Below are 17,997 nucleotides of genomic sequence, written 5' to 3' on the forward strand. Positions count from 1 at the left end.
CAGGGCAGGCGGAGGGCCTGCCCGTCTACTCGGGACGGTATCCATGAGCTACTTCGTCACCGGCGCCACCGGATTCATCGGCCGCTACCTGGTCTCCAACCTGCTCAAGCGAAGCGGCACGGTGTACGTGCTGGTACGCAAGGATTCGCAGAAGAAGTTCGACGCCATCGCCAGGAAATCCGGCTGGGACCCGAAACGGGTAGTCGCGGTGGCGGGTGACATGACCAAGCCCCGTTGCGGGTTGACCCCCGCACAACTGCGCAACCTGACCGGCAAGGTCAAGCATTTCTTCCATTTGGCCGCAGTCTACGATCTGACCGCCAGCGTGGAGTCTCAGCAGGCCGCCAACATCGACGGCACCCGCCACGCGCTGGACCTGGCGGCCGCGCTGAAGGTGCCGCTGTTCCATCACACCAGTTCGATCGCCGCCGCCGGCCTGTATCCGGGCATCTTCCGCGAGGACATGTTCGAGGAGGCCGAAGGCCTGGATGATCCCTACCTGCGCACCAAGCACGATTCCGAGGCGATGGTACGCCGGGAAACCCGTTTCAAGTGGCGCATATATCGCCCCGGCATGGTGGTCGGGCACTCGAAGACCGGCGAAATCGACAAGATCGACGGCCCGTACTACTTCTTCACCCTGATCAAGAAGCTGCGCGAGCTGCTGCCGCAATGGGTGCCGGTGCTCGGCATAGAGGGCGGCCGCATCAACATCGTGCCGGTGGATTTCGTGGCCGACGCGATGGACCACATCGCCCACAAGCCCAAGCTGGATGGCCACACCTTCCACCTGACCGACCCGGAGCCGATGCGGGTGGGCGAGGTGCTCAACACCTTCTGCCGCGCCGGCCACGCGCCGGAAATGACCATGCGGCTGGACGCGCGCATGTTCGCCTTCGTGCCCAGCGGCATCCGCGCGGCGGTCGGCAACCTGCCGCCGGTGCGCCGCTTCATCGGCATGCTGCTGCGCGACTTCAAGATCCCGAAGGAAGTGCTCAAGTTCATCACCTATCCAACCCGTTTCGACAGCCGCGAGACCGAGCGCGCGCTCAAGGGCACGAACATCGCGGTGCCACGCCTGGACGGGTACGCCTGGCGCCTGTGGGACTACTGGGAGCGGCACCTGGATCCGGATCTTTTTGTGGACCGTTCGCTCAAGGGCAAGGTGCGCAACAAGGTCGTGGTCATCACCGGCGGTTCCTCCGGCATCGGCCTGTCCACCGCCCAGCGCGTGGCCGAGGCCGGCGCGGTCACGGTGATCGTGGCGCGTGGCGAGGAGGAACTGTTCAAGGCCCGCGACGAGATGAAAGCCAAGGGCGGCAAGGTGTTCGCCTATACCGCGGATCTGGCGGACATGGCCGATTGCGATCGCCTGATCCGGCAAGTGCTGGATGAGCACGGCCACGTCGACGTGCTGATCAACAACGCCGGCCGCTCCATCCGTCGCTCGATCGAGCTCAGCTATGACCGTTTCCACGATTTCGAGCGCACCATGCAGCTGAACTATTTCGGCAGCCTGCGCCTGATCATGGGCTTCCTGCCAAGCATGACCCACCGCCGCAAGGGCCACATCATCAACATCAGCTCGATCGGCGTGCTGGCCAACTCGCCGCGTTTCTCCGCCTACGTGGCGTCGAAGGCGGCGCTGGATGCATTCAGCCGCTGCGCGCAGGGCGAACTGTCGGGCAAGGGCATCAGCTTCACCACCATCAACATGCCGCTGGTGAAGACCCCGATGATCGCCCCGACCAAGATGTACGACAGCGTGCCGACGCTGACCCCGGACGAGGCGGCGGATCTGGTGGTGAAGGGCATCATCGAGAAGCCCAGCCGCATCGCGACCCGACTGGGCATTTTCGCCGCGCTGGTCAATGCGGTGGCGCCGAAGGCCTATGAGGTGATCATGAGCACGGCGTTCGAGCTGTTCCCGGATTCGGCGGCGGCCAAGGGGGATCGGCAGGCGCTCAAGGAGGCCGCGCCGAGCCAGGAGCAGATCGCGTTTGCGGCGCTGATGCGGGGCGTGCACTGGTAGCGGGGAGCTTGCTCCGCCGCGCCGGGACTCTCTTGGGATCCCGGCGGATCAGGGCCGCCCGTGCATCACGCGGGAATGGGCGCGGAGAAAAAGCCAGGATAGCGGAGCAAGCTCCGCTCTAAGCGCCGTGGTCAGGCGCCCGTCCATCCCGTAGGCAGCGCCTGCTGGTTGCGCATGTGCAGCGCCAGGGGTTCGATTCGGCTCCACAGGAATTCGCGCAGCGCCGCGTCGGCCACCGTTTCCTGCATGGCCTGGTGGAAGCACGCCAGCCAGCCGCTGGCCTCGTCCATCCCGATCGCGAACGGCAGATGGCGGGCGCGCAGCATCGGCGCGCCCCGGCGCTCGGTGAACAGCGGCGGGCCGCCCAGCCAGCCGCTCAGGAACTCGAACAGCTTCTGCTCGCTGTCCGCCAGATCCGGCGGATGGATCGCACGGACCGCGGCCGCCTCGGGCAACGTGTCCATCAGGGCGTACATCCGCCGGGTCAGCTCGCGCACACCGGCTTCGCCGCCGATGCGCTGGTAAGGCGTCAGATCGTCTTGCATTGGCGCCAGCGTACCGGCTCCTTGCTGCCGGCGGGGGGATTGAGCTGGACACGGACCGTGCGCAGCGCCGGGTAGAGCTCCACCTGCTGGCAGATCTTGGGCCAGATCCCGGTTTCGTCGCCCTGGTAATCCACCACCAGTGTCAGCCGGGTCTGCCATACACCGCGAACCACGCCGGGCGTGCCCGACAAGGCGCGAGACACCGCCATCCGCTGGTCTTCGAGTTCCGCTTCGGTCGGTTCACGATAGACCGTCATCGCGTTTGTGGCGGGCGCCGCCGTGGACGCGGGGGCGGGGATCGGTGTCTTGGGCACGGCGGCGCCTTCGACGTCCAGCCCCGAATTTGCCAGCGTCGTGGCCACCAGCGCGCCCACCGCCACGCTGCCCAGCCAGCCGATGGCGATGTGGCGCTTCGCGCGGGCGGCGGCCTGGCCGACGATCTGCTGGCGCAGGTCGACTTCGACCAGCGGCGCGAGTTCGTCCCACAGGCGCGGGCCGTCCAGCACTTCGATGTTGTGGCTCTGGGCGGCGACGCGGCCTTCCTGCTCGAGTTGTCCCTCGGTGGCCAGGATGCCGCCGGCGGCATTGCCCAGGCGGACGCTGGAGGCCAGTTCCTCCACCGAGGCGGCGCCGATGCGATAGGCCGAGCCGTGCTTGCACGACAGCAGCCAGCGCTGTCCGCGCAAGGTGAGCGGAAAGATCCCGCGCGGGTCGCGGGTCTCGTCCGGGCCGGCGGCGACCACGGCCATGCCGCGCCGTTCCAGCGCGGTCAGCACCAAGCGGGAGAATTCGCGCCAGCGCAGGCCGGAGAGCGCATGCAGGCCCGCCGCGATTTCATCCTTGCGGCGGCGTACCCACCACAGATAAACGCTGACGGCCACACCGGTCAGCAGGGCAACGGCCAGTCCAGACAGCCAGAAGAGCATGAATACCGCGGGGGTTGTTTGAAGAGTCGGCGGATTCTAACCAAGCGGTGGGCAAACCGCTGTCAGGAAAACCAGTACACGGCCAGGACCGCGCGGAACGCGTGGGCAGCGGCGGAACTCAGGGAGCCGGGCGAACGCCGGAAACAAGAAGGCCCGCCAGTCCGAAGTCGTAAGGGGAGGGGAGCATACGTACTTCGTGTGGACTGGCGGGCCCGGATTGATTGTTGCGCGATCCATGTTGCCTTGCAACAAGAAATTCGACCGATTCCAGGTTGCACCGGCAGGGTGCGTTCAGCCCGCGTTTTTCTTGGCGGCACGCTTCGTGCTGGTGCGTTTTGCGCCGGCGGGGGCGCGCTTGGCGGCCGTCGCCTTCTTCGTCGCGGCAGCCTTCTTCACGGCGGGCGCGGCCTTGCGGGCCGGCTTTCGCGCCGATGGAGCGCCACCCAGGCGACGCAGTTCAGCATTGAGCGCATCGACGCGATCGAGCAGGGCACCGAGATCCTCGCGGCTGGGTACTTCCAGCCGGCGCAGTGCGCGCTGCACGCGATCCTCGAACACCTTTTCCAGCCGATCCCAGGTGTCGGAGGCGCGCTCGCGGGCCTGGCCGACCGTGCTTTCGACCGCATCGCGAACCGCATCGACCCGTCCGCCCGCCAGCTTGCGGGTGGTCTGCTCCAGCGACAGCCCTTCCTTGACCAGGGTTTCGAACAGCTTGCTGCCTTCGGCCTGGGCACGGCCGAACGCGCCGACCCCGGCCAGCCAGACCTGCTGCGCCGATTCGCTGAGGTTCTTGGAAAGGCGCTGCGCTTGCGCCTGCAGGTTGTCCTGCTGGGCGGACGAGGCGGACTTCTTGCGGGCGGATTTCTTCAGGGTGGCCATGGGATTCCGTCGATGGAGGTGTAGGGAACGTGGTCCAGAATCGCGGCCACGTCTAGAGTTTTCACACCAGCACGGCGGCAGGGTTCAGATGCGCGCGGCGCGATGCGTGGCGATCCATTGGTCCACGTCGTCCAGGGCGCGACGCAGCCGTGCAGTGGCGTCGGTCATGCGCGGAGTGATGTCCAGGCCGTCCAGGATCGAGCGCTGCGGGTCGTCGATGATGTCACGGCGCAGGCGGATGCCATGCGCGGCCAGCATCGGTTCCAGCACCGGCGCGCGCCGGCGCAGGTCGGCCAGGGTGTTGCGGTAGGCCAACTGGCAGACGCGATGGCGCGAGGAAAAACTGAACAGGTTGGTGAAGAACAGTTCGCTGTCGCCGGCGTTGGGTTCGAACACCAGCTGATCGATGTCGGGATAGCGCAGCGGATATTTTTCCAGGCCGATCTGCATGCGCGACTGCAGCAGCGTGCGCAGCGTCTGCGAGAGCACCGCCGGCAGTCCGCCGCTGGCCAGACCGACCTGTTCGGCCTCGTCCGCCTGTGGCGCCGCGCGGGTGGCGTCGAACGGCACCAGCGGGTTGATGCCAATCATCAGGTCGATGTCGCGATCCAGCACGGTGGAGGCATGCATGGTCCGGCGCAGCGCGCCGTCCAGGAAATGGCGGCCGCGGATTTCCACCGGCGGATACAGCCCCGGCAGGGCCGCGCTGGCCTGCACGGCCTGCGAGATCGGCACGTCGTCCCAGCCGCGTTCGCCGAACCGGACCGCCTCGCCGGTATCCAGATCCACCGCCACCACGAACAGATCCGCGCCCAGGGTGCGGAAATCATTGCTGCGGCCGCGCCGGCTGAACACGTCACGGAGGAAATCCTCCACGCCTGCGTTGTCGAACAGGCCGGTGGGCACCAGTCCACCGAAGCGCAGAATCAGATCCGACCAGCGCACCGCCTTGCCCGGATTGCGCAGCAGCCGCTGCGCCCACTGCGCGTACAGGCCAGGCAGGCTGGCCAGCCGGCGCAGGTATTCGTTGACGTTGGGACGCAGGAAGGTCTCGGGCCGGAACTCGGCGTCGTCGCTGGTGCCGGTGATGAAGATCCGGCAGATCTCCGCCGTGCTTATCCGGTTGGCCAGCCCGGCGGCCAGGAACGCGCCGGAACTGACGCCCACGTAGCAATCCAGCCGGGTCAGGTCCAGTCCGTCCAGGGCCTCGTCCATCGCGCGCAGGGCGCCCAGCTCGTACATGCCGCCGATGGGACCGCCACCGGCGATGGCCAGGCCGATCCGGCCGCCGTCGCCACGCTTGCGGGCACTGTGGATGGAGAGCATGCGGTTCCCGCACAGGAGGATGCGGCGAGTGTAGCCGACCGGCGGGGCGGCTTGCGGCCGGCGCGGCGGGGCCGGATCATCCGGTTCATGGCCCGTCCTTCTTCCGTCGGCGAGCGGCTCGGCCGCCGCCTGGCCTGCCACCAGGCCCTGCACGATCCCCGACGCGAGCCGCGCAACCGGCTGGCCTGGCTGCCCGAGCTCCGGCGTTGGCAAGCCGAGCGGCTGGAGCGCAGTTTCCGCCATTTCCTCGCCGATCCGCAGCGTCGGGGCGCGGCGATGTTCTTCCTCACCGATGTCTACGGTGACCAGGACTTCAGTCGCCGCGACGCCAGCGTCGCCAAGGTCGTGCCGATGATGCAGCGGCTGTTGCCGGCGGCGGTATTGGAAACGGTCGCCGACGCGATTGAACTGGGCGCGCTGACCCATGCCCTGGACCTGCGCATGGCCGAGGCGCTGGAAACGTTGGCACCGCGCCGCAAGCGGCTGGACGAGGCGCTGTACGCGCAGGCCTATCGTCGGGTCGGGCGACCGCGCCTGCGCGCCCACCAGATCGACCTGATCGCGCGCTTGGGGGTGGGGCTGGCGAAGGCCGTGAAGATGCGCGGGGTGCTGACCCTGCTCAAGCTCTCGCGCGGCCCGGCCAAGGCAACCGGTCTGGGCGAACTGCAGGGGTTCCTGGAACGCGGCTTCGCCGCGTTTTCGGCATTGGGCGACGGCAAGGCGTTCGTCCGCGACATCGAACAGGCCGAACGCGAAGCCTCGCGGCGGCTGTTCGCCGGCGATCCGGCGCCGTTCGGGTGACGCCCTCTTCAATTGCGGGAGCGACAGATGTGGGAGCGACGTAAGTCGCGAAAGCGCGATTCATTACCGCGCGAAACGGCAAAAGCTCGCGACTCACGTCGCTCCCACAGGAGCAGGGTTTGCCCGCCTCAGACGAACTTCTCGCCCAGCACGCGCCGGATCTCCGATTCGATCGGGCCTTTCATCGCCGAGAGCAGGAAGCCCAGGTCGGCGGTGACCCGCAACTGGCTCGGCAGCAGTGCGATGCGGCCGTCGACGCCGGAGCGGCGGAAGTTCAGGGTATCGCCGTCCCAGCCGTAATCCATGTCGAAGCGTTCGGCGAGTTTGCGCGCCACGTCTTCCACCGCCTTCCTCGCCTGCGCCGGGGTCTTGCTGTGCTCGTGGACGATGTCGATGGTGGCCATGGCGTTCTCTCCGGATTGGCCGCCTATTGTCCGCAAGCCGTTCACATTCGCAAGCAGGCTGGATGTGGTGCCCCCGCGTGCGCTAGGCTGCCGCCGGTGGAACAACTGCGACTTCATTTCTCCAACCGCGCGCAACCGGATCGCCCGCTGTCGATGGGCGTGCACCGGATCGTGCGCGAAGCCTCCGGTCACGTCGGTGTCGGTGATCATCTCCAGGGCGCCTTGCTGGTGCGCATCTGCGTGGATCGCCGCGGCCTGTGGCTGCAGGTCCCCACCGGCATGCGCGGGGTGCACGTGAACGGACGTCCGGTCCAGCGGATGGCGCTGCTGCGTGCCGGCGACACCATCTACGTGGACGGCGTCGAACTGCTGGTGCAGGCATCGCACCTGCCGCCGGAGCCCGTGTCCGAGCCGACACCCGCCGCGCCGGATCCCCGCATCATCCTGCGTGGCGTGGGCGGCAAGTACCACGGCCGCAGCATCCCGCTGCTGCGACCGGTGCTGGTCGGCCGTGCCCGCGAGGCGGTTATCCGGGTGGACGATCCGGTATTCGCCGAGCGCCACGCGCAACTGGAAGTGCAGGGTGACCGGGTGCTGCTGCGGGATCTGGGATCCGCTGACGGCAGCCTGGTGAACGGGGTGGGGACACGCGAGGCGCTGCTGGTCGCCGGCGACCAACTGGTGTTCGATCCCCAGCACCGATTCGTGGTGGAAGTGCCCTGGACCCGCACGGATGCTCCCTTGGGCGAAGGCGAACGCGAGCCGATCGGGGCGGCGGAAACCGAAGCGCCGCCCCCCAGGCGCGCCGGTACGGTGCGTCGCTGGCCCTGGCTGCTGTTGGCGGCACTGCTGTTGGCCGCCGCGCTCAGCGCGCTGCTGTTGTTCGGCTCCGGCTGAGGCGCTTGCCCAGCCGCCAGCCCAGCAGCACCGCCAGGATGCCGGCGTAGAGCAGGGGTTCGCGGATATCCGATTTCACCAGCCACCAGAAATGCAGGACGGCCAGCACGCCGACCGCATAGACCGCCTTGTGCAACTGGCCCCAACGTCGGCCCAGGCGCCGGATCCAGCCCTGGGTGGAGGTGATCGCGAGCGGAACCAGCAGCAGCCAGGCGGTGAAGCCCACCGTGATGTACGGCCGCTTGGCGATTTCCTCGAAGATCTGCGTCCAGTAGCCCTGCAGGTCCAGTACCAGGTAGCTGGTCAGGTGCAAGGTGGCGTAGAAGAAGGCGTACAGGCCCAGCATGCGACGGAACCGGATCAGCACCGCCTGGCCGGTCAGCTGCCGCAGCGGCGTGATGGCCAGGGCGATCATCAGCATCCGCAGCGCCCACAGTCCGGTGCGATGTTCGACCTCGGCGACCGGATCCGCGCCGAGCGCGTCGCTGCCGGTATTCAGCACCGACCAGAACTGCCAGGCCAGGATCGCCAGCGGCGTCAGCGCCAGCGCGTGCACCAGCGTCTTGGCCAGCCATGGACGGGAAGATGGCCTGGCCCGGTTCACGCCGCGGAGCCCTCGCCAGTCCGGCTGGCGTCCCTGGTCAGCTGCATATCACTTCAATACCACTTCTTCAGATCCAGCCCCGCGTACATCGAGGCGACCTGCGGGCCATAACCGTTGAACAGGCGGGTCGGAATGCGCTCGGCGAACACCCGGTTGGTGGTGCCGGCGATGCGGCGTTCGGTCTTCTGGCTCCAGCGCGGATGATCGACAGCCGGATTGACGTTGGAGAAGAAGCCGTACTCCGACGGTTGCAGCTCGTGCCAGGCGGTCTCCGGCATCTTCTCCACGAACGTGATCGCCACGATCGACTTGATGCTCTTGAAGCCGTATTTCCACGGCACCACCAGCCGCAGCGGCGCGCCGTTCTGCTGCGGCAGCGGCTTGCCGTACAGGCCGGTGGCGAGCAGGGTCAGCGGGTGCATCGCCTCGTCGATGCGCAGGCCCTCCTTGTACGGCCATTCGATCGAGCGGTAGCGGATGCCCGGCATCTGCACCGGATCGGCCAGGGTGGTGAAGGCAACGTAGCGGGCCTTGGAGGTGGGTGCGAACTTCTTCAGCACCGCGCCCAGCGGCACGCCCAGCCAGGGAATCACCATCGACCAGCCTTCCACGCAGCGCAGCCGGTAGACCCGCTCTTCCGGGGTCAGGCCCTTGATCAGATCCTCCAGCGCCAGTTTGCCCGGATGCTCGCACTCGCCGCCGACCACCACCGACCACGGCGAGGTGCGCAGGGTCTTGCGGGCGGTGGACGGGTCGGCCTTGCCGGTGCCGAATTCGTAGAAGTTGTTGTAGCTGGTGACGTCCTCGTAGCGGGTCAGCGCCTCGTCGGTGCGGAAACCGGACCGGGCCTGCTCGGGGGTGATGGCGGCCCGGGGCGGCGCCGGCGGCTCGGCGTCGGCGCAGCCGGCCAGGGCCAGGACGGGGGCGAACGCCATCGCCCGCAGCAAATCGCGGCGCTGGCGGTAGACCGCTTCATCGGTGATTTCGGAAGCGGGAATCCTGAGGGCATCCCGGAGGGACATGGGAGACTCCAAACGACGGTCGTGGACAGGAAAACAGAGGCACCAATCACCCGGAAGGTTTCGCCGGAAACCGCGCCGCTTCGCTCCGGCCGTATTCCGTTTATACGCCGGACAGCCTGCAGCGCGCGAAAAAAACGGACCCGACGGCAAAGGTTGCCCCTGCAACTGATGCACTGCGGCATACTACGGTGTCCCCGTTCAGGTGCCTTATGACGCGCGCGTACAACTTCAGTGCCGGTCCCGCCACCCTTCCCGAACCGGTACTGCGGCAGGCGCAGGCCGAAATGCTGGAATGGAACGGCGTCGGCGCCTCCATCGTCGAAATCAGCCATCGCAGCGCGGATTTCATCGCGGTGGCCGCCCAGGCCGAAGCGGATCTGCGGAGCCTGCTCGCCATCCCCGACGACTACGCGGTGCTGTTCCTGTCCGGTGGCGCCACCACCCAGCAGGCGCTGCTGCCGCTGAACTTCGCCGCTCCGGGGCAGGCTGTCGACTACGTGGTCAGCGGCCACTGGGGCAAGACCGCGGTCAAGCAGGCCAAGCCGTACGTGGCCGTCAACGTGGCCGCCGACGGCGAACCGGGCGGTTTCCACGACATTCCCGCGCGCGCCGACTGGCGGTTGAGCGACGACGCGGCCTACGTGCATATCACCGCCAACGAAACCATCCACGGCCTCGAGTTCCGCGACGTGCCGGACGTGGGCGCGGCACCGCTGTTCGCCGACTTCAGCTCGAACATCGCCTCCGAACCATTGGACGTTTCGAAGTTCGGGCTGATCTACGCCGGTGCGCAGAAGAACCTCGGCCCGGTCGGCATCTCGGTGGTCATCGTCCGCCGCGACCTGCTGGAACGCGCCGGCCAGCCACGCGCCGACATCTTCGACTACCGCTCGCACGCCGCGCGCGATTCGATGCTCAACACGCCGCCGACCTGGAACTGGTACCTGCTGGGCCTGACCGTGAAATGGATGCTGGACGAAGGCGGCGTCGCCGAGTTCGCCCGCCGCAACGCGGCCAAGTCGGCGCTGGTCTACCAGGCCATCGATGGCTCCGGGGGCTTCTACCGCAACGAGGTGGCCAAGGCGGTGCGTTCGCGGATGAACATCCCGTTCTTCCTGCCGGACGAGGATCTGACCGCGCGCTTCGTCAGCGAGTCGAAGCAGGCCGGCCTGCTGGCACTGAAGGGCCACAAGGCGGTCGGCGGCATCCGCGCCTCGCTGTACAACGCCATGCCGCTGGCCGGCGCGCAGGCGCTGGCGGATTTCATGCGCGACTTCCAGCAGCGCAATGGTTGAACGACATCCAATGTAGGAGCGGCGTCAGTCGCGACTGCAAGGTTTCCGGTCGCGACTGACGTCGCTCCCACAAGAAGCATCAGAGAACAGACACATGGCCGCAAAGCCCAGGAAAACCACCGGCAAGAACGCCAAGCCGCCCGCCCGCGGCAAGGCCGCCGCACCCGCCGTCGCCGCACCGGTGCTGGCCGACGTGCGCGCCAAGATTGACGGCATCGATCGCGAGATCCAGGCACTGATCGCCGAGCGCGCGCGCTTCGCCCACCAGGTCGGCAAGGCCAAGGGCAAGCTGGCCGCGGCGGTGGACTACTACCGCCCCGAGCGCGAGGCGCAGGTGCTGCGAATGGTGGTGGACCGCAACGAGGGCCCGCTCAGCGATGAAGTGCTGGTGCACGTGTTCCGCGAAATCATGTCGGCCTGCCTGGCCCAGCAGGAGCCGCTGAAGATCGGCTTCCTCGGACCGGAAGGCACCTTCAGCCAGCAGGCCGTGCTCAAGCACTTCGGCCGTTCGGCGCATGGCCTGCCGCTGGCGAGCATCGAGGAAGTGTTCCAGGAAGTGGAGAGCGGCAACGCCGATTTCGGCGTGGTGCCGGTGGAGAACTCGGGGCAGGGCACCATCCAGGTCACCCTGGACATGTTCCTCACCTCCAACCTGAAGATCTGCGGCGAAGTCGAGCTGCGCGTGCACCAGTTCCTGCTCTCGCGCACCGGCCGCATCGACGACATCGAACGCATCTACGGCCATCCGCAATCCTTCGCCCAGACCGCCGGCTGGCTGCGCGCCAACCTGCCCAAGGTCGAGAAGATTCCGGTGTCCAGCAACGCCGAGGGCGCACGCCGCGCGCGCAATTCCGATGATGCCGCCTGCATCGCCGGTGAAAGCGCCGGCCACGTCTACGGCCTGAAGAAGGTGGTGATGAGCCCCATCCAGGACGACAAGGACAACACCACCCGCTTCCTGGTCATCGGCCGCAGCATCTTCCCGCCGTCGGGCCACGATCGCACCTCGGTGCTGGTCTTCATCCACGACAAGCCCGGCGCGTTGTTCGACGTGCTCAGCCCGTTCGCACGCCACGGCATCAGCATGAACCGGATCGAATCGCGGCCGTCGCACCACGCGAAGTGGGAATACGGCTTCTTCATCGATCTGGCCGGCCACGTCGACGACGAAGGCATGAAGCAGGCCCTGGCCGAACTCGAGGCGCACTCCGCCCAGATCAAGGTCCTCGGTTCCTACCCGGTGGCGGTGCCCTGATACGGGAATGGGGAATCGGGAATAGGGAATCGTCCAGGCAGGCAGATTCACCTTTACCGGATGTTCCCCGTTCCACGTGACGCCACTGTTTCGATTCTCCATTTCCCATTCCCGATTCCCTGCAAATGAACGACTGGATTGCTTCTCCCGGACAGCCGCTGCGCGGCGAACTGACCATTCCCGGCGACAAGTCGGTGTCGCATCGCGCGGTGATGTTCGCCGCGCTGGCCGATGGCGTCTCGCAGATCGACGGCTTCCTGGAGGGCGAGGACACCCGCGCGACCGCAGCGATTTTCCAGAAGCTCGGCGTGCGCATCGAAACCCCGTCGCCGTCGCGCCGCATCGTGCATGGCGTCGGCGTGGATGGCTTGAAGGCGGCGGGCAGTGAGCTTGACTGCGGCAATGCCGGCACCGGCATGCGCCTGTTGGCCGGTCTGCTGGCGGCGCAGCCGTTCGACAGCGTACTGGTCGGCGACGAGTCGCTGTCGCGCCGACCGATGCGCCGCATCACCGCGCCGCTGGCACGGATGGGCGCGCGCATCGACACGGAAGAGGGCGGCCTGCCGCCGCTGCGCATCCACGGAGGCCAGCCGCTGCACGGCATCGACTACACCCTGGAAGTCGCCAGCGCGCAGGTGAAATCGGCGGTGCTGCTGGCGGGCCTGTATGCGCAGGGCGAGACCATCGTCCACGAACCGCATCCCACCCGCGACTACACCGAGCGCATGCTGGCCGCGTTCGGCGCCGACATCGAATTCTCGCCCGGTCACGCGCGCCTGCGCGGCGGCCAGCGCCTGCGCGCGACCGATGTCGTGGTGCCGGCCGACTTTTCCTCTTCGGCGTTCTTCCTGGTCGCCGCCAGCATCGTGCCCGGTTCGGAACTGCGCCTGCGCGCGGTCGGCCTCAATCCGCGCCGGACCGGCCTGCTGACCGCGCTGCGTCTGATGGGCGCGGACATCCGCGAGGAAAACCGGGCGGAGCAGGGTGGAGAACCGGTCGCCGATCTGGTCGTGCGGCACGCGCCGTTGCGCGGCATCGAAGTGCCCGAGACGCTGGTGCCGGACATGATCGACGAATTCCCCGCGCTGTTCGTCGCCGCGGCTTGCGCCGAAGGCCCGACCGTGGTGCGTGGCGCGGCCGAGTTGCGGGTCAAGGAATCCGATCGGCTGGCGACGATGGCCGCCGGCCTGCGCACGCTGGGCCTGCAGGTGGACGAAACCCCGGACGGTGGCACCATCCATCCGGGCGCCCTGCAGGGCGGCCACATCGACAGCCACGGCGACCACCGCATCGCCATGTCGTTCGCGGTGGCCGGTCAGCGCAGCGGCGGCGAAGTGCGGGTCGGTGACATCGCCAATGTGGCGACCTCGTTCCCCGGCTTCGACACCCTGGCCACCGGCGCCGGCTTCGCCTTGCGGCCTGCGTGAGTCCCACAATCCCTGTAGGAGCGACGTAAGTCGCGACCCGATGTCCTCTTCTTGCTTGGCAGGTCGCGACTTACGTCGCTCCTACAGACAAGCACCAAAGAAAAAGGGAAGCCGTCGCCGGCTTCCCTTTTTCAATTTTGCGTTTCAGGCCAGGCTTCAAATCGGCTTGAAATCCACCGGAACCTGCACCGTACTGGCGACCGCCTTGCCGTTGCGCAGGGCCGGCTCGAAGCGCCACTTGCGCACGGCCTGCACGGCGGCGCGATCCAGATCACGATTGCCGCTGCGGCGAACCACATCGACATCGACCGGCTGGCCACTGGCGTCCAGTTCGGCCCGTACCATCACCGTGCCTCCGATGCCGGCGCGAAGCGCGGCGGCGGGGTATTGCGGCGAAGGATTGCCGGTCATCAACCGCGGTCCCTGCGAACGCGCGGTACGTTCGGCGGAAGCGACGCTGCGGCGTGCTTCGGTGCGCGGCTTGTCGGTGCGCGCGGCCGCGGCCGCTGCTTCGCCGTCAGGCGTAATCGCCGGCGCGGTTACCGGGGGCGTCGCGCTTTCCAGCGGCAATGATGCCGGCTGGCGCTGCTTGTACCACGCCAGTCCAGCTGCCACGACGGCAAGCAGGGCAATCACCCACAACAACACCAGGGATGCGTTCTTCTCCCGTGGCGGCGTCGTATCAGCCGTTTCGGAAGGACTCCATTCGGGCTGGGGATGCGTATGGGCCATGGAAAAACCTCCTCGTCCACGCGTTGCTGCGTTGGCATCGAGTCTTGCATGGAGGTTTGTTGGCATCGCGTGAGCGGCCGGTAAAGTCGCCCGGATCGGGAAAGTCGCGATTCAGCTGGCGCGCCGACGGTTCAGCTGCGCGCCAGTTCCCGGCTCATTGCTGCAAGTTGAAGTCGATCGGAACGACCACGCTGGATGCCACCGGCTGGCCGTCGCGCTGGGCCGGATTGAAGCGCCAGCGACGGACCGCGTCGAGCGCGGCGCGATCCAGATCGCGCGAGCCGCTGCGGGCCTCGACCGAGACGTCGGTGGGCACGCCGTCGGCGCCGACTTCCACCCGCACCATCACCGTGCCGGCATCGCCCCGCCGCAGCGCGGCGGAGGGGTAGGCGGGCGGAGGCGTCTGGCCCGCCATCGGCACCGGCTGATCGCCTGGCGCCAGCACCACGCCGGCGGCCGGCGCCGCGGGCGCATCCGGTACCGCGGGCGCGGCCGGTGCGGGAGCTTCCTCGATCGGTGCCGGCATCGGCGCCTGTTCGACCAGTTGCGGACGCTCGTTGCCTTCCTGGCGGGGTTCCTCCAGGCCGCTGGCGCCACCGCGCGCGGGCAGTGGCTCGGGCAGGGCCTCGACCACCGGCTTGGTGCCCTCGACCGTGGCCTCGGGCTGGTAGAAGCCGTCGTCGCCGCGGCCGACCAGCCAGACAATCACGAACAGCAGCAGCCCGGCGCCGAAGGCGATGCCGGCGATGCGCAGGGTGCGGCGGGGCAGGCGGAACACGAGTTCGGAATCCGGGGATTCGCGGGAAGCGGACATGGAAGGCACCGTGGTGACTGCGCCGATTCTGACACGCCCGGGGTGAACGCTGCGAGGCATGACGGCGCATAAAAGGCGATAATCGGCGTCCTGCCGCATATTCGCTCCGAATCCCATGCTCGATCCCGCCCTGCTTCGCACCCAGACCGCCGAACTCGCCCAACGCCTGAAGGACAGCCGGGGTTTCGACCTGGACGTGTCCCGGCTGGCCGAACTGGAGTCGGCGCGCAAGCAGATCCAGAAGCGCACCGAGGAATTGCAGAACCTGCGCAACACCCGTTCCAAGGCGATTGGCCAGGCCAAGGCCAAGGGTGAGGACGTGGCCGCACTGATGGCCGAGGTGGCCGGTTTCGGCGACGAGCTCAAGGCCTCGGAAGTGAAGCTGGACGAAATCCGCGGCGAGATCGAGGCGATCGCGCTGGGCATTCCCAACCTTCCGCACGCCAGCGTCCCGAACGGCAGCGACGAGAGCCAGAACGTCGAACAGCATCGCTGGGGCACTCCGCCGGTGTTCGACTTCCCGGTCAAGGACCACGTCGAGCTCGGCGCCCGCCACGGCTGGCTGGACGGTGACACCGCCGCCAAGATCTCCGGCGCGCGCTTCACCGTGCTGCGCGGCCAACTGGCCCGCCTGCACCGCGCGCTGGCGCAGTTCATGCTGGACCTGCATACCGGCGAACACGGCTACGAGGAAACCAACGTGCCGCTGATCGTCAACGCCGAGAGCCTGTACGGCACCGGCCAGTTGCCCAAGTTCGAAGAAGACATGTTCAGCACCCAGCTGGGCGAGCACAAGCGCTATCTGATCTCCACCTCCGAGATCTCGCTGACCAACATTGTCCGCGACGAAATCGTCGACGACGCGCGCCTGCCGCTGCGCATGACCGCGCATTCGCTGTGCTTCCGTTCCGAGGCCGGCAGCAGCGGCCGCGACGTGCGCGGCTTCATCCGCCAGCATCAGTTCGAGAAGGTGGAACTGGTCTCGATCGCGCGCCCCGCGGAAAGCTACGACGAGCACGAGCGCATGACCCGCAGCGCCGAAGTGGTGCTGGAGAAACTGGGCCTGCCATACCGCCGCATGCTGCTGTGCTCGGGCGACATGGGTTTTTCCGCCACCAAGACCTACGATCTGGAAGTCTGGCTGCCGTCGCAGCAGACCTACCGCGAAATTTCCTCGTGCTCCAACTGCGAGGATTTCCAGGCCCGCCGCATGCAGGCGCGCTGGCGCAACCCGGCCACGGGCAAGCCCGAGCCGGTGCATACCCTCAACGGGTCCGGCACCGCGGTGGGGCGTGCGCTGATCGCGGTGATGGAGAACTACCAGAACGCCGACGGCTCGATTACCGTGCCCGAAGTGCTGCGCCCCTACATGGGCGGCGCCGACCGCATCGCCTGATCCGCACGCGAACCCCATAGAGCGGAGCTTGCTCCGCCACCGGCTCCACGCCTCCCCCTTCGGAGAAGGGGGACCGAGGGGGATTTACTGTTCGCTGGCAACCCGCATCCACCATTTACCGCCGCGCCAGCCGCTGCGCGATCTGCGGGCGGGTGAGATCGCGAAGCGCATCCTTGCCGATCCAGCGCTCGGCGGCGTCCTCCGACGCCGCCAGCCGGCGCGCCAGCGCAATGGCGGTCGCGTGCAACCCGGCGCGACGCTGGCCGATGGCCCGCAAGGCCCAGCTGACCGCTTTCCTGACGAAGTTGCGCGGATCGGCGGCAGCGGCCTCGATCAACCGCAGTCCTTCGGCGAATCCGTCATCGGCCGTCGCCTTGTCGTGCACTGCCAGGCCGGCGAGCAGGGCGAACGCGGCGCGTTTCTCGAACTCGCCGCGCCGGCCACTCCATTGCGCCACCTTGCGCCAGGCATGCGGGCTGCGATCGAACAGATGGAAGCAGAGGGTGTCGCAGACCGCCCAATTGTCGAAATCGCGGCACCAGCGGTCCATCTGCGCGGCGCTCAATCGCGCGGGGTCGACCACGAAGGCGACCAGCAGGCGCGCCTCGTACACGCCGGTGTCCCACAGGGCCGGCGCAAGCGCGGGCTGGCGGCCGATGCGCTTGCCAATGGCCTGGATCTTCGCCATCGGCACGCCCAGGGCGTGCTCGTCGGGAATGCCGAAACGGGCGAGTCCATCGCGATGGGATGCACTCGCTTGTTGCTTCAGCATCGCCAGCGCCTGATCGGCGCCCACCGGCTCCAGGACGGCGGCCTTGCGGTAAGCGGCGCGTGCGGGCTTCGTGGTGGCGGGCATGGGGAAGATATGGCTATCCGATGCGCGCCAGCATAGTCATGTGTTGGCGTTCGTGCCCGGCCCGAGAACGCGGACAAAAGAAAGGGCCCGCTTGCGCGGGCCCGGAGAGAGGAACTGCAGAACGGGGATGCCGGGCGATCAGGCAGCCAGGCGCTGCGGCAGCGGAATCGAAGCCAGCGCGCTGGCAAGCGCGTCGACGCGATGTTGCGGCGAATAGTTCACGCCCTCTGCGCGGACGAATTCCACGTCGGTGATGCCCATGAAACCCAGTACGAACTTCAGGTAGGGCTCCTGGAAGTCGCTGGCGGCGCCGCTGTGGATGCCGCCACGACCGCTGGCGATGATCACCTTCTTGTTGCCAGCCAGCCCTTCCGGCCCCTTCTCGGTGTAGCGGAAGGTGCGCCCAGCCACGGCGACGCGGTCAATCCAGGCTTTCAGGGTCGAGGGAATGCCGAAGTTGTACATCGGCGCCCCGATGACCACGACGTCGGCGTCCAGGAACTGCTTGAGCGTCTCCTCGCTGGCGGCGGCCACCGCCGGATCGACCTTGGCCAGCACCGGACCGGTCAGGTGGGGCAGGGGATCGGCGTCCAGATCGCGGTAGGTGACCTTCAGACCAGGCACCTGGTCCTGCCAACGGGCTACGATGGCGGCGGTGAGTTGGCGGGTGACCGAGTTGCCGGCCAGCGCGCTGCTGTCGATGTGCAATAGTTTCATGATGGCTTTGTCGGGTGGATGCGGCCGCGCCGCGTTGGACGCCATCTTGGGTTGTTGCGAAAACAGGAT

Annotated in this window: 18 protein-coding genes; 7 read left to right on the top strand and 11 right to left on the bottom strand. The window is 67.6% G+C overall.

Annotation, left to right across the window (positions count from 1 at the left end):
• Positions 1–43: 43 nt before the first annotated feature.
• Positions 44–2,032: an SDR family oxidoreductase gene (locus tag FG323_RS01190; RefSeq protein WP_141452612.1), complete on the top strand. Its 1,989-nt coding sequence runs from the start codon at positions 44–46 to the stop codon at positions 2,030–2,032.
• A gap of 131 nt (positions 2,033–2,163) precedes the next feature.
• Here the strand turns inward: FG323_RS01190 and FG323_RS01195 are convergent, their stop codons facing one another.
• The 4 genes from FG323_RS01195 to FG323_RS01210 form a co-directional block, all read right to left on the bottom strand.
• A complete protein-coding gene (locus FG323_RS01195; protein ID WP_141452613.1) occupies positions 2,164–2,577 on the bottom strand; it encodes a group II truncated hemoglobin in 414 nt (137 codons plus the stop codon).
• The gene (locus tag FG323_RS01200) at positions 2,562–3,503 is read right to left on the bottom strand and encodes a restriction endonuclease (protein WP_141452614.1); all 942 of its coding nucleotides are present in this window, start codon (positions 3,501–3,503) and stop codon (positions 2,562–2,564) included. The genes FG323_RS01195 and FG323_RS01200 overlap by 16 nt, the downstream gene beginning before the upstream one ends.
• 291 nt (positions 3,504–3,794) lie before the next feature.
• Positions 3,795–4,382, bottom strand: a complete 588-nt coding sequence (locus tag FG323_RS01205; RefSeq protein WP_141452615.1) for a phasin family protein — start codon at positions 4,380–4,382, stop codon at positions 3,795–3,797.
• A gap of 84 nt (positions 4,383–4,466) precedes the next feature.
• Positions 4,467–5,708 (bottom strand): patatin-like phospholipase family protein, encoded by a 1,242-nt coding sequence (locus FG323_RS01210; RefSeq protein ID WP_141452616.1) that lies wholly within the window; start codon positions 5,706–5,708, stop codon positions 4,467–4,469.
• Between the two features lie 87 nt (positions 5,709–5,795).
• Between FG323_RS01210 and FG323_RS01215 the strand changes: the two genes are divergently transcribed.
• On the top strand, positions 5,796–6,509 hold the full coding sequence (locus tag FG323_RS01215; RefSeq protein ID WP_141452617.1) for a hypothetical protein: 714 nt from the start codon (positions 5,796–5,798) through the stop codon (positions 6,507–6,509).
• Positions 6,510–6,637: 128 nt separating this feature from the next.
• On the opposite strand, the gene FG323_RS01220 is transcribed toward FG323_RS01215, so the two are convergent.
• A complete protein-coding gene (locus tag FG323_RS01220) occupies positions 6,638–6,913 on the bottom strand; it encodes a polyhydroxyalkanoic acid system family protein (protein WP_141452618.1) in 276 nt (91 codons plus the stop codon).
• A gap of 96 nt (positions 6,914–7,009) precedes the next feature.
• Here FG323_RS01220 and FG323_RS01225 point away from each other — a divergent pair, with 96 nt between their 5' ends.
• Positions 7,010–7,810 carry an FHA domain-containing protein gene (locus FG323_RS01225; protein WP_141452619.1) on the top strand — a complete coding sequence of 267 codons (801 nt, stop codon included), beginning with the start codon at positions 7,010–7,012 and terminating at the stop codon, positions 7,808–7,810.
• Here FG323_RS01225 and msrQ read toward each other — a convergent pair.
• Both msrQ and msrP read right to left on the bottom strand, forming a co-directional pair.
• Positions 7,779–8,381 (bottom strand): protein-methionine-sulfoxide reductase heme-binding subunit MsrQ, encoded by a 603-nt coding sequence (gene msrQ / locus FG323_RS01230; RefSeq protein WP_141452863.1) that lies wholly within the window; start codon positions 8,379–8,381, stop codon positions 7,779–7,781. The genes FG323_RS01225 and msrQ overlap by 32 nt on opposite strands.
• 86 nt (positions 8,382–8,467) lie before the next feature.
• Positions 8,468–9,436: a protein-methionine-sulfoxide reductase catalytic subunit MsrP gene (gene msrP / locus FG323_RS01235; protein WP_141452620.1), complete on the bottom strand. Its 969-nt coding sequence runs from the start codon at positions 9,434–9,436 to the stop codon at positions 8,468–8,470.
• 209 nt (positions 9,437–9,645) lie between these two features.
• Here msrP and serC point away from each other — a divergent pair, with 209 nt between their 5' ends.
• From serC to aroA, 3 genes are all read left to right on the top strand, one after another.
• Entirely contained in the window at positions 9,646–10,731 is a 1,086-nt protein-coding gene (gene serC, locus FG323_RS01240) for a phosphoserine transaminase (RefSeq protein ID WP_141452621.1), read from the top strand.
• 94 nt (positions 10,732–10,825) lie between these two features.
• Positions 10,826–11,986 carry a prephenate dehydratase gene (pheA, locus tag FG323_RS01245; protein WP_141452622.1) on the top strand — a complete coding sequence of 387 codons (1,161 nt, stop codon included), beginning with the start codon at positions 10,826–10,828 and terminating at the stop codon, positions 11,984–11,986.
• Between the two features lie 125 nt (positions 11,987–12,111).
• The gene (gene aroA / locus FG323_RS01250; protein WP_141452623.1) at positions 12,112–13,413 is read left to right on the top strand and encodes a 3-phosphoshikimate 1-carboxyvinyltransferase; all 1,302 of its coding nucleotides are present in this window, start codon (positions 12,112–12,114) and stop codon (positions 13,411–13,413) included.
• 156 nt (positions 13,414–13,569) lie between these two features.
• Here aroA and FG323_RS01255 read toward each other — a convergent pair whose 3' ends face one another.
• Both FG323_RS01255 and FG323_RS01260 read right to left on the bottom strand, forming a co-directional pair.
• Positions 13,570–14,145: an energy transducer TonB gene (locus FG323_RS01255; protein WP_249887988.1), complete on the bottom strand. Its 576-nt coding sequence runs from the start codon at positions 14,143–14,145 to the stop codon at positions 13,570–13,572.
• A gap of 154 nt (positions 14,146–14,299) precedes the next feature.
• A complete protein-coding gene (locus FG323_RS01260) occupies positions 14,300–14,959 on the bottom strand; it encodes an energy transducer TonB (RefSeq protein WP_141452625.1) in 660 nt (219 codons plus the stop codon).
• Between the two features lie 115 nt (positions 14,960–15,074).
• Between FG323_RS01260 and serS the strand changes: the two genes are divergently transcribed.
• Entirely contained in the window at positions 15,075–16,355 is a 1,281-nt protein-coding gene (gene serS / locus FG323_RS01265) for a serine--tRNA ligase (protein ID WP_141452626.1), read from the top strand.
• A gap of 115 nt (positions 16,356–16,470) precedes the next feature.
• Here the strand turns inward: serS and FG323_RS01270 are convergent, their stop codons facing one another.
• Both FG323_RS01270 and FG323_RS01275 read right to left on the bottom strand, forming a co-directional pair.
• Entirely contained in the window at positions 16,471–17,211 is a 741-nt protein-coding gene (locus FG323_RS01270) for a DNA alkylation repair protein (protein ID WP_141452627.1), read from the bottom strand.
• Positions 17,212–17,349: 138 nt separating this feature from the next.
• Positions 17,350–17,928, bottom strand: a complete 579-nt coding sequence (locus tag FG323_RS01275; RefSeq protein ID WP_141452628.1) for an NAD(P)H-dependent oxidoreductase — start codon at positions 17,926–17,928, stop codon at positions 17,350–17,352.
• Positions 17,929–17,997 lie beyond the last annotated feature (69 nt).

It is taken from the genome of Pseudoxanthomonas sp. z9 (assembly GCF_006542425.1).
Taxonomy (GTDB): Bacteria; Pseudomonadota; Gammaproteobacteria; order Xanthomonadales; family Xanthomonadaceae; genus Pseudoxanthomonas_A.

Bases quoted from the DNA above. Each gene is read 5' to 3' on its own strand.
- FG323_RS01270 (WP_141452627.1), bottom strand. From the start codon at position 17,211: ATGCCCGCCACCACGAAGCCCGCACGCGCCGCTTACCGCAAGGCCGCC.
- FG323_RS01220 (WP_141452618.1), bottom strand. From the start codon at position 6,913: ATGGCCACCATCGACATCGTCCACGAGCACAGCAAGACCCCGGCGCAG.
- FG323_RS01195 (WP_141452613.1), bottom strand. From the start codon at position 2,577: ATGCAAGACGATCTGACGCCTTACCAGCGCATCGGCGGCGAAGCCGGT.
- FG323_RS01260 (WP_141452625.1), bottom strand. From the start codon at position 14,959: ATGTCCGCTTCCCGCGAATCCCCGGATTCCGAACTCGTGTTCCGCCTG.
- aroA (WP_141452623.1), top strand. From the start codon at position 12,112: ATGAACGACTGGATTGCTTCTCCCGGACAGCCGCTGCGCGGCGAACTG.
- FG323_RS01255 (WP_249887988.1), bottom strand. From the start codon at position 14,145: ATGGCCCATACGCATCCCCAGCCCGAATGGAGTCCTTCCGAAACGGCT.
- FG323_RS01275 (WP_141452628.1), bottom strand. From the start codon at position 17,928: ATGAAACTATTGCACATCGACAGCAGCGCGCTGGCCGGCAACTCGGTC.
- serS (WP_141452626.1), top strand. From the start codon at position 15,075: ATGCTCGATCCCGCCCTGCTTCGCACCCAGACCGCCGAACTCGCCCAA.
- FG323_RS01215 (WP_141452617.1), top strand. From the start codon at position 5,796: ATGGCCCGTCCTTCTTCCGTCGGCGAGCGGCTCGGCCGCCGCCTGGCC.
- pheA (WP_141452622.1), top strand. From the start codon at position 10,826: ATGGCCGCAAAGCCCAGGAAAACCACCGGCAAGAACGCCAAGCCGCCC.
- FG323_RS01210 (WP_141452616.1), bottom strand. From the start codon at position 5,708: ATGCTCTCCATCCACAGTGCCCGCAAGCGTGGCGACGGCGGCCGGATC.
- FG323_RS01200 (WP_141452614.1), bottom strand. From the start codon at position 3,503: ATGCTCTTCTGGCTGTCTGGACTGGCCGTTGCCCTGCTGACCGGTGTG.
- FG323_RS01205 (WP_141452615.1), bottom strand. From the start codon at position 4,382: ATGGCCACCCTGAAGAAATCCGCCCGCAAGAAGTCCGCCTCGTCCGCC.
- msrP (WP_141452620.1), bottom strand. From the start codon at position 9,436: ATGTCCCTCCGGGATGCCCTCAGGATTCCCGCTTCCGAAATCACCGAT.
- FG323_RS01190 (WP_141452612.1), top strand. From the start codon at position 44: ATGAGCTACTTCGTCACCGGCGCCACCGGATTCATCGGCCGCTACCTG.
- serC (WP_141452621.1), top strand. From the start codon at position 9,646: ATGACGCGCGCGTACAACTTCAGTGCCGGTCCCGCCACCCTTCCCGAA.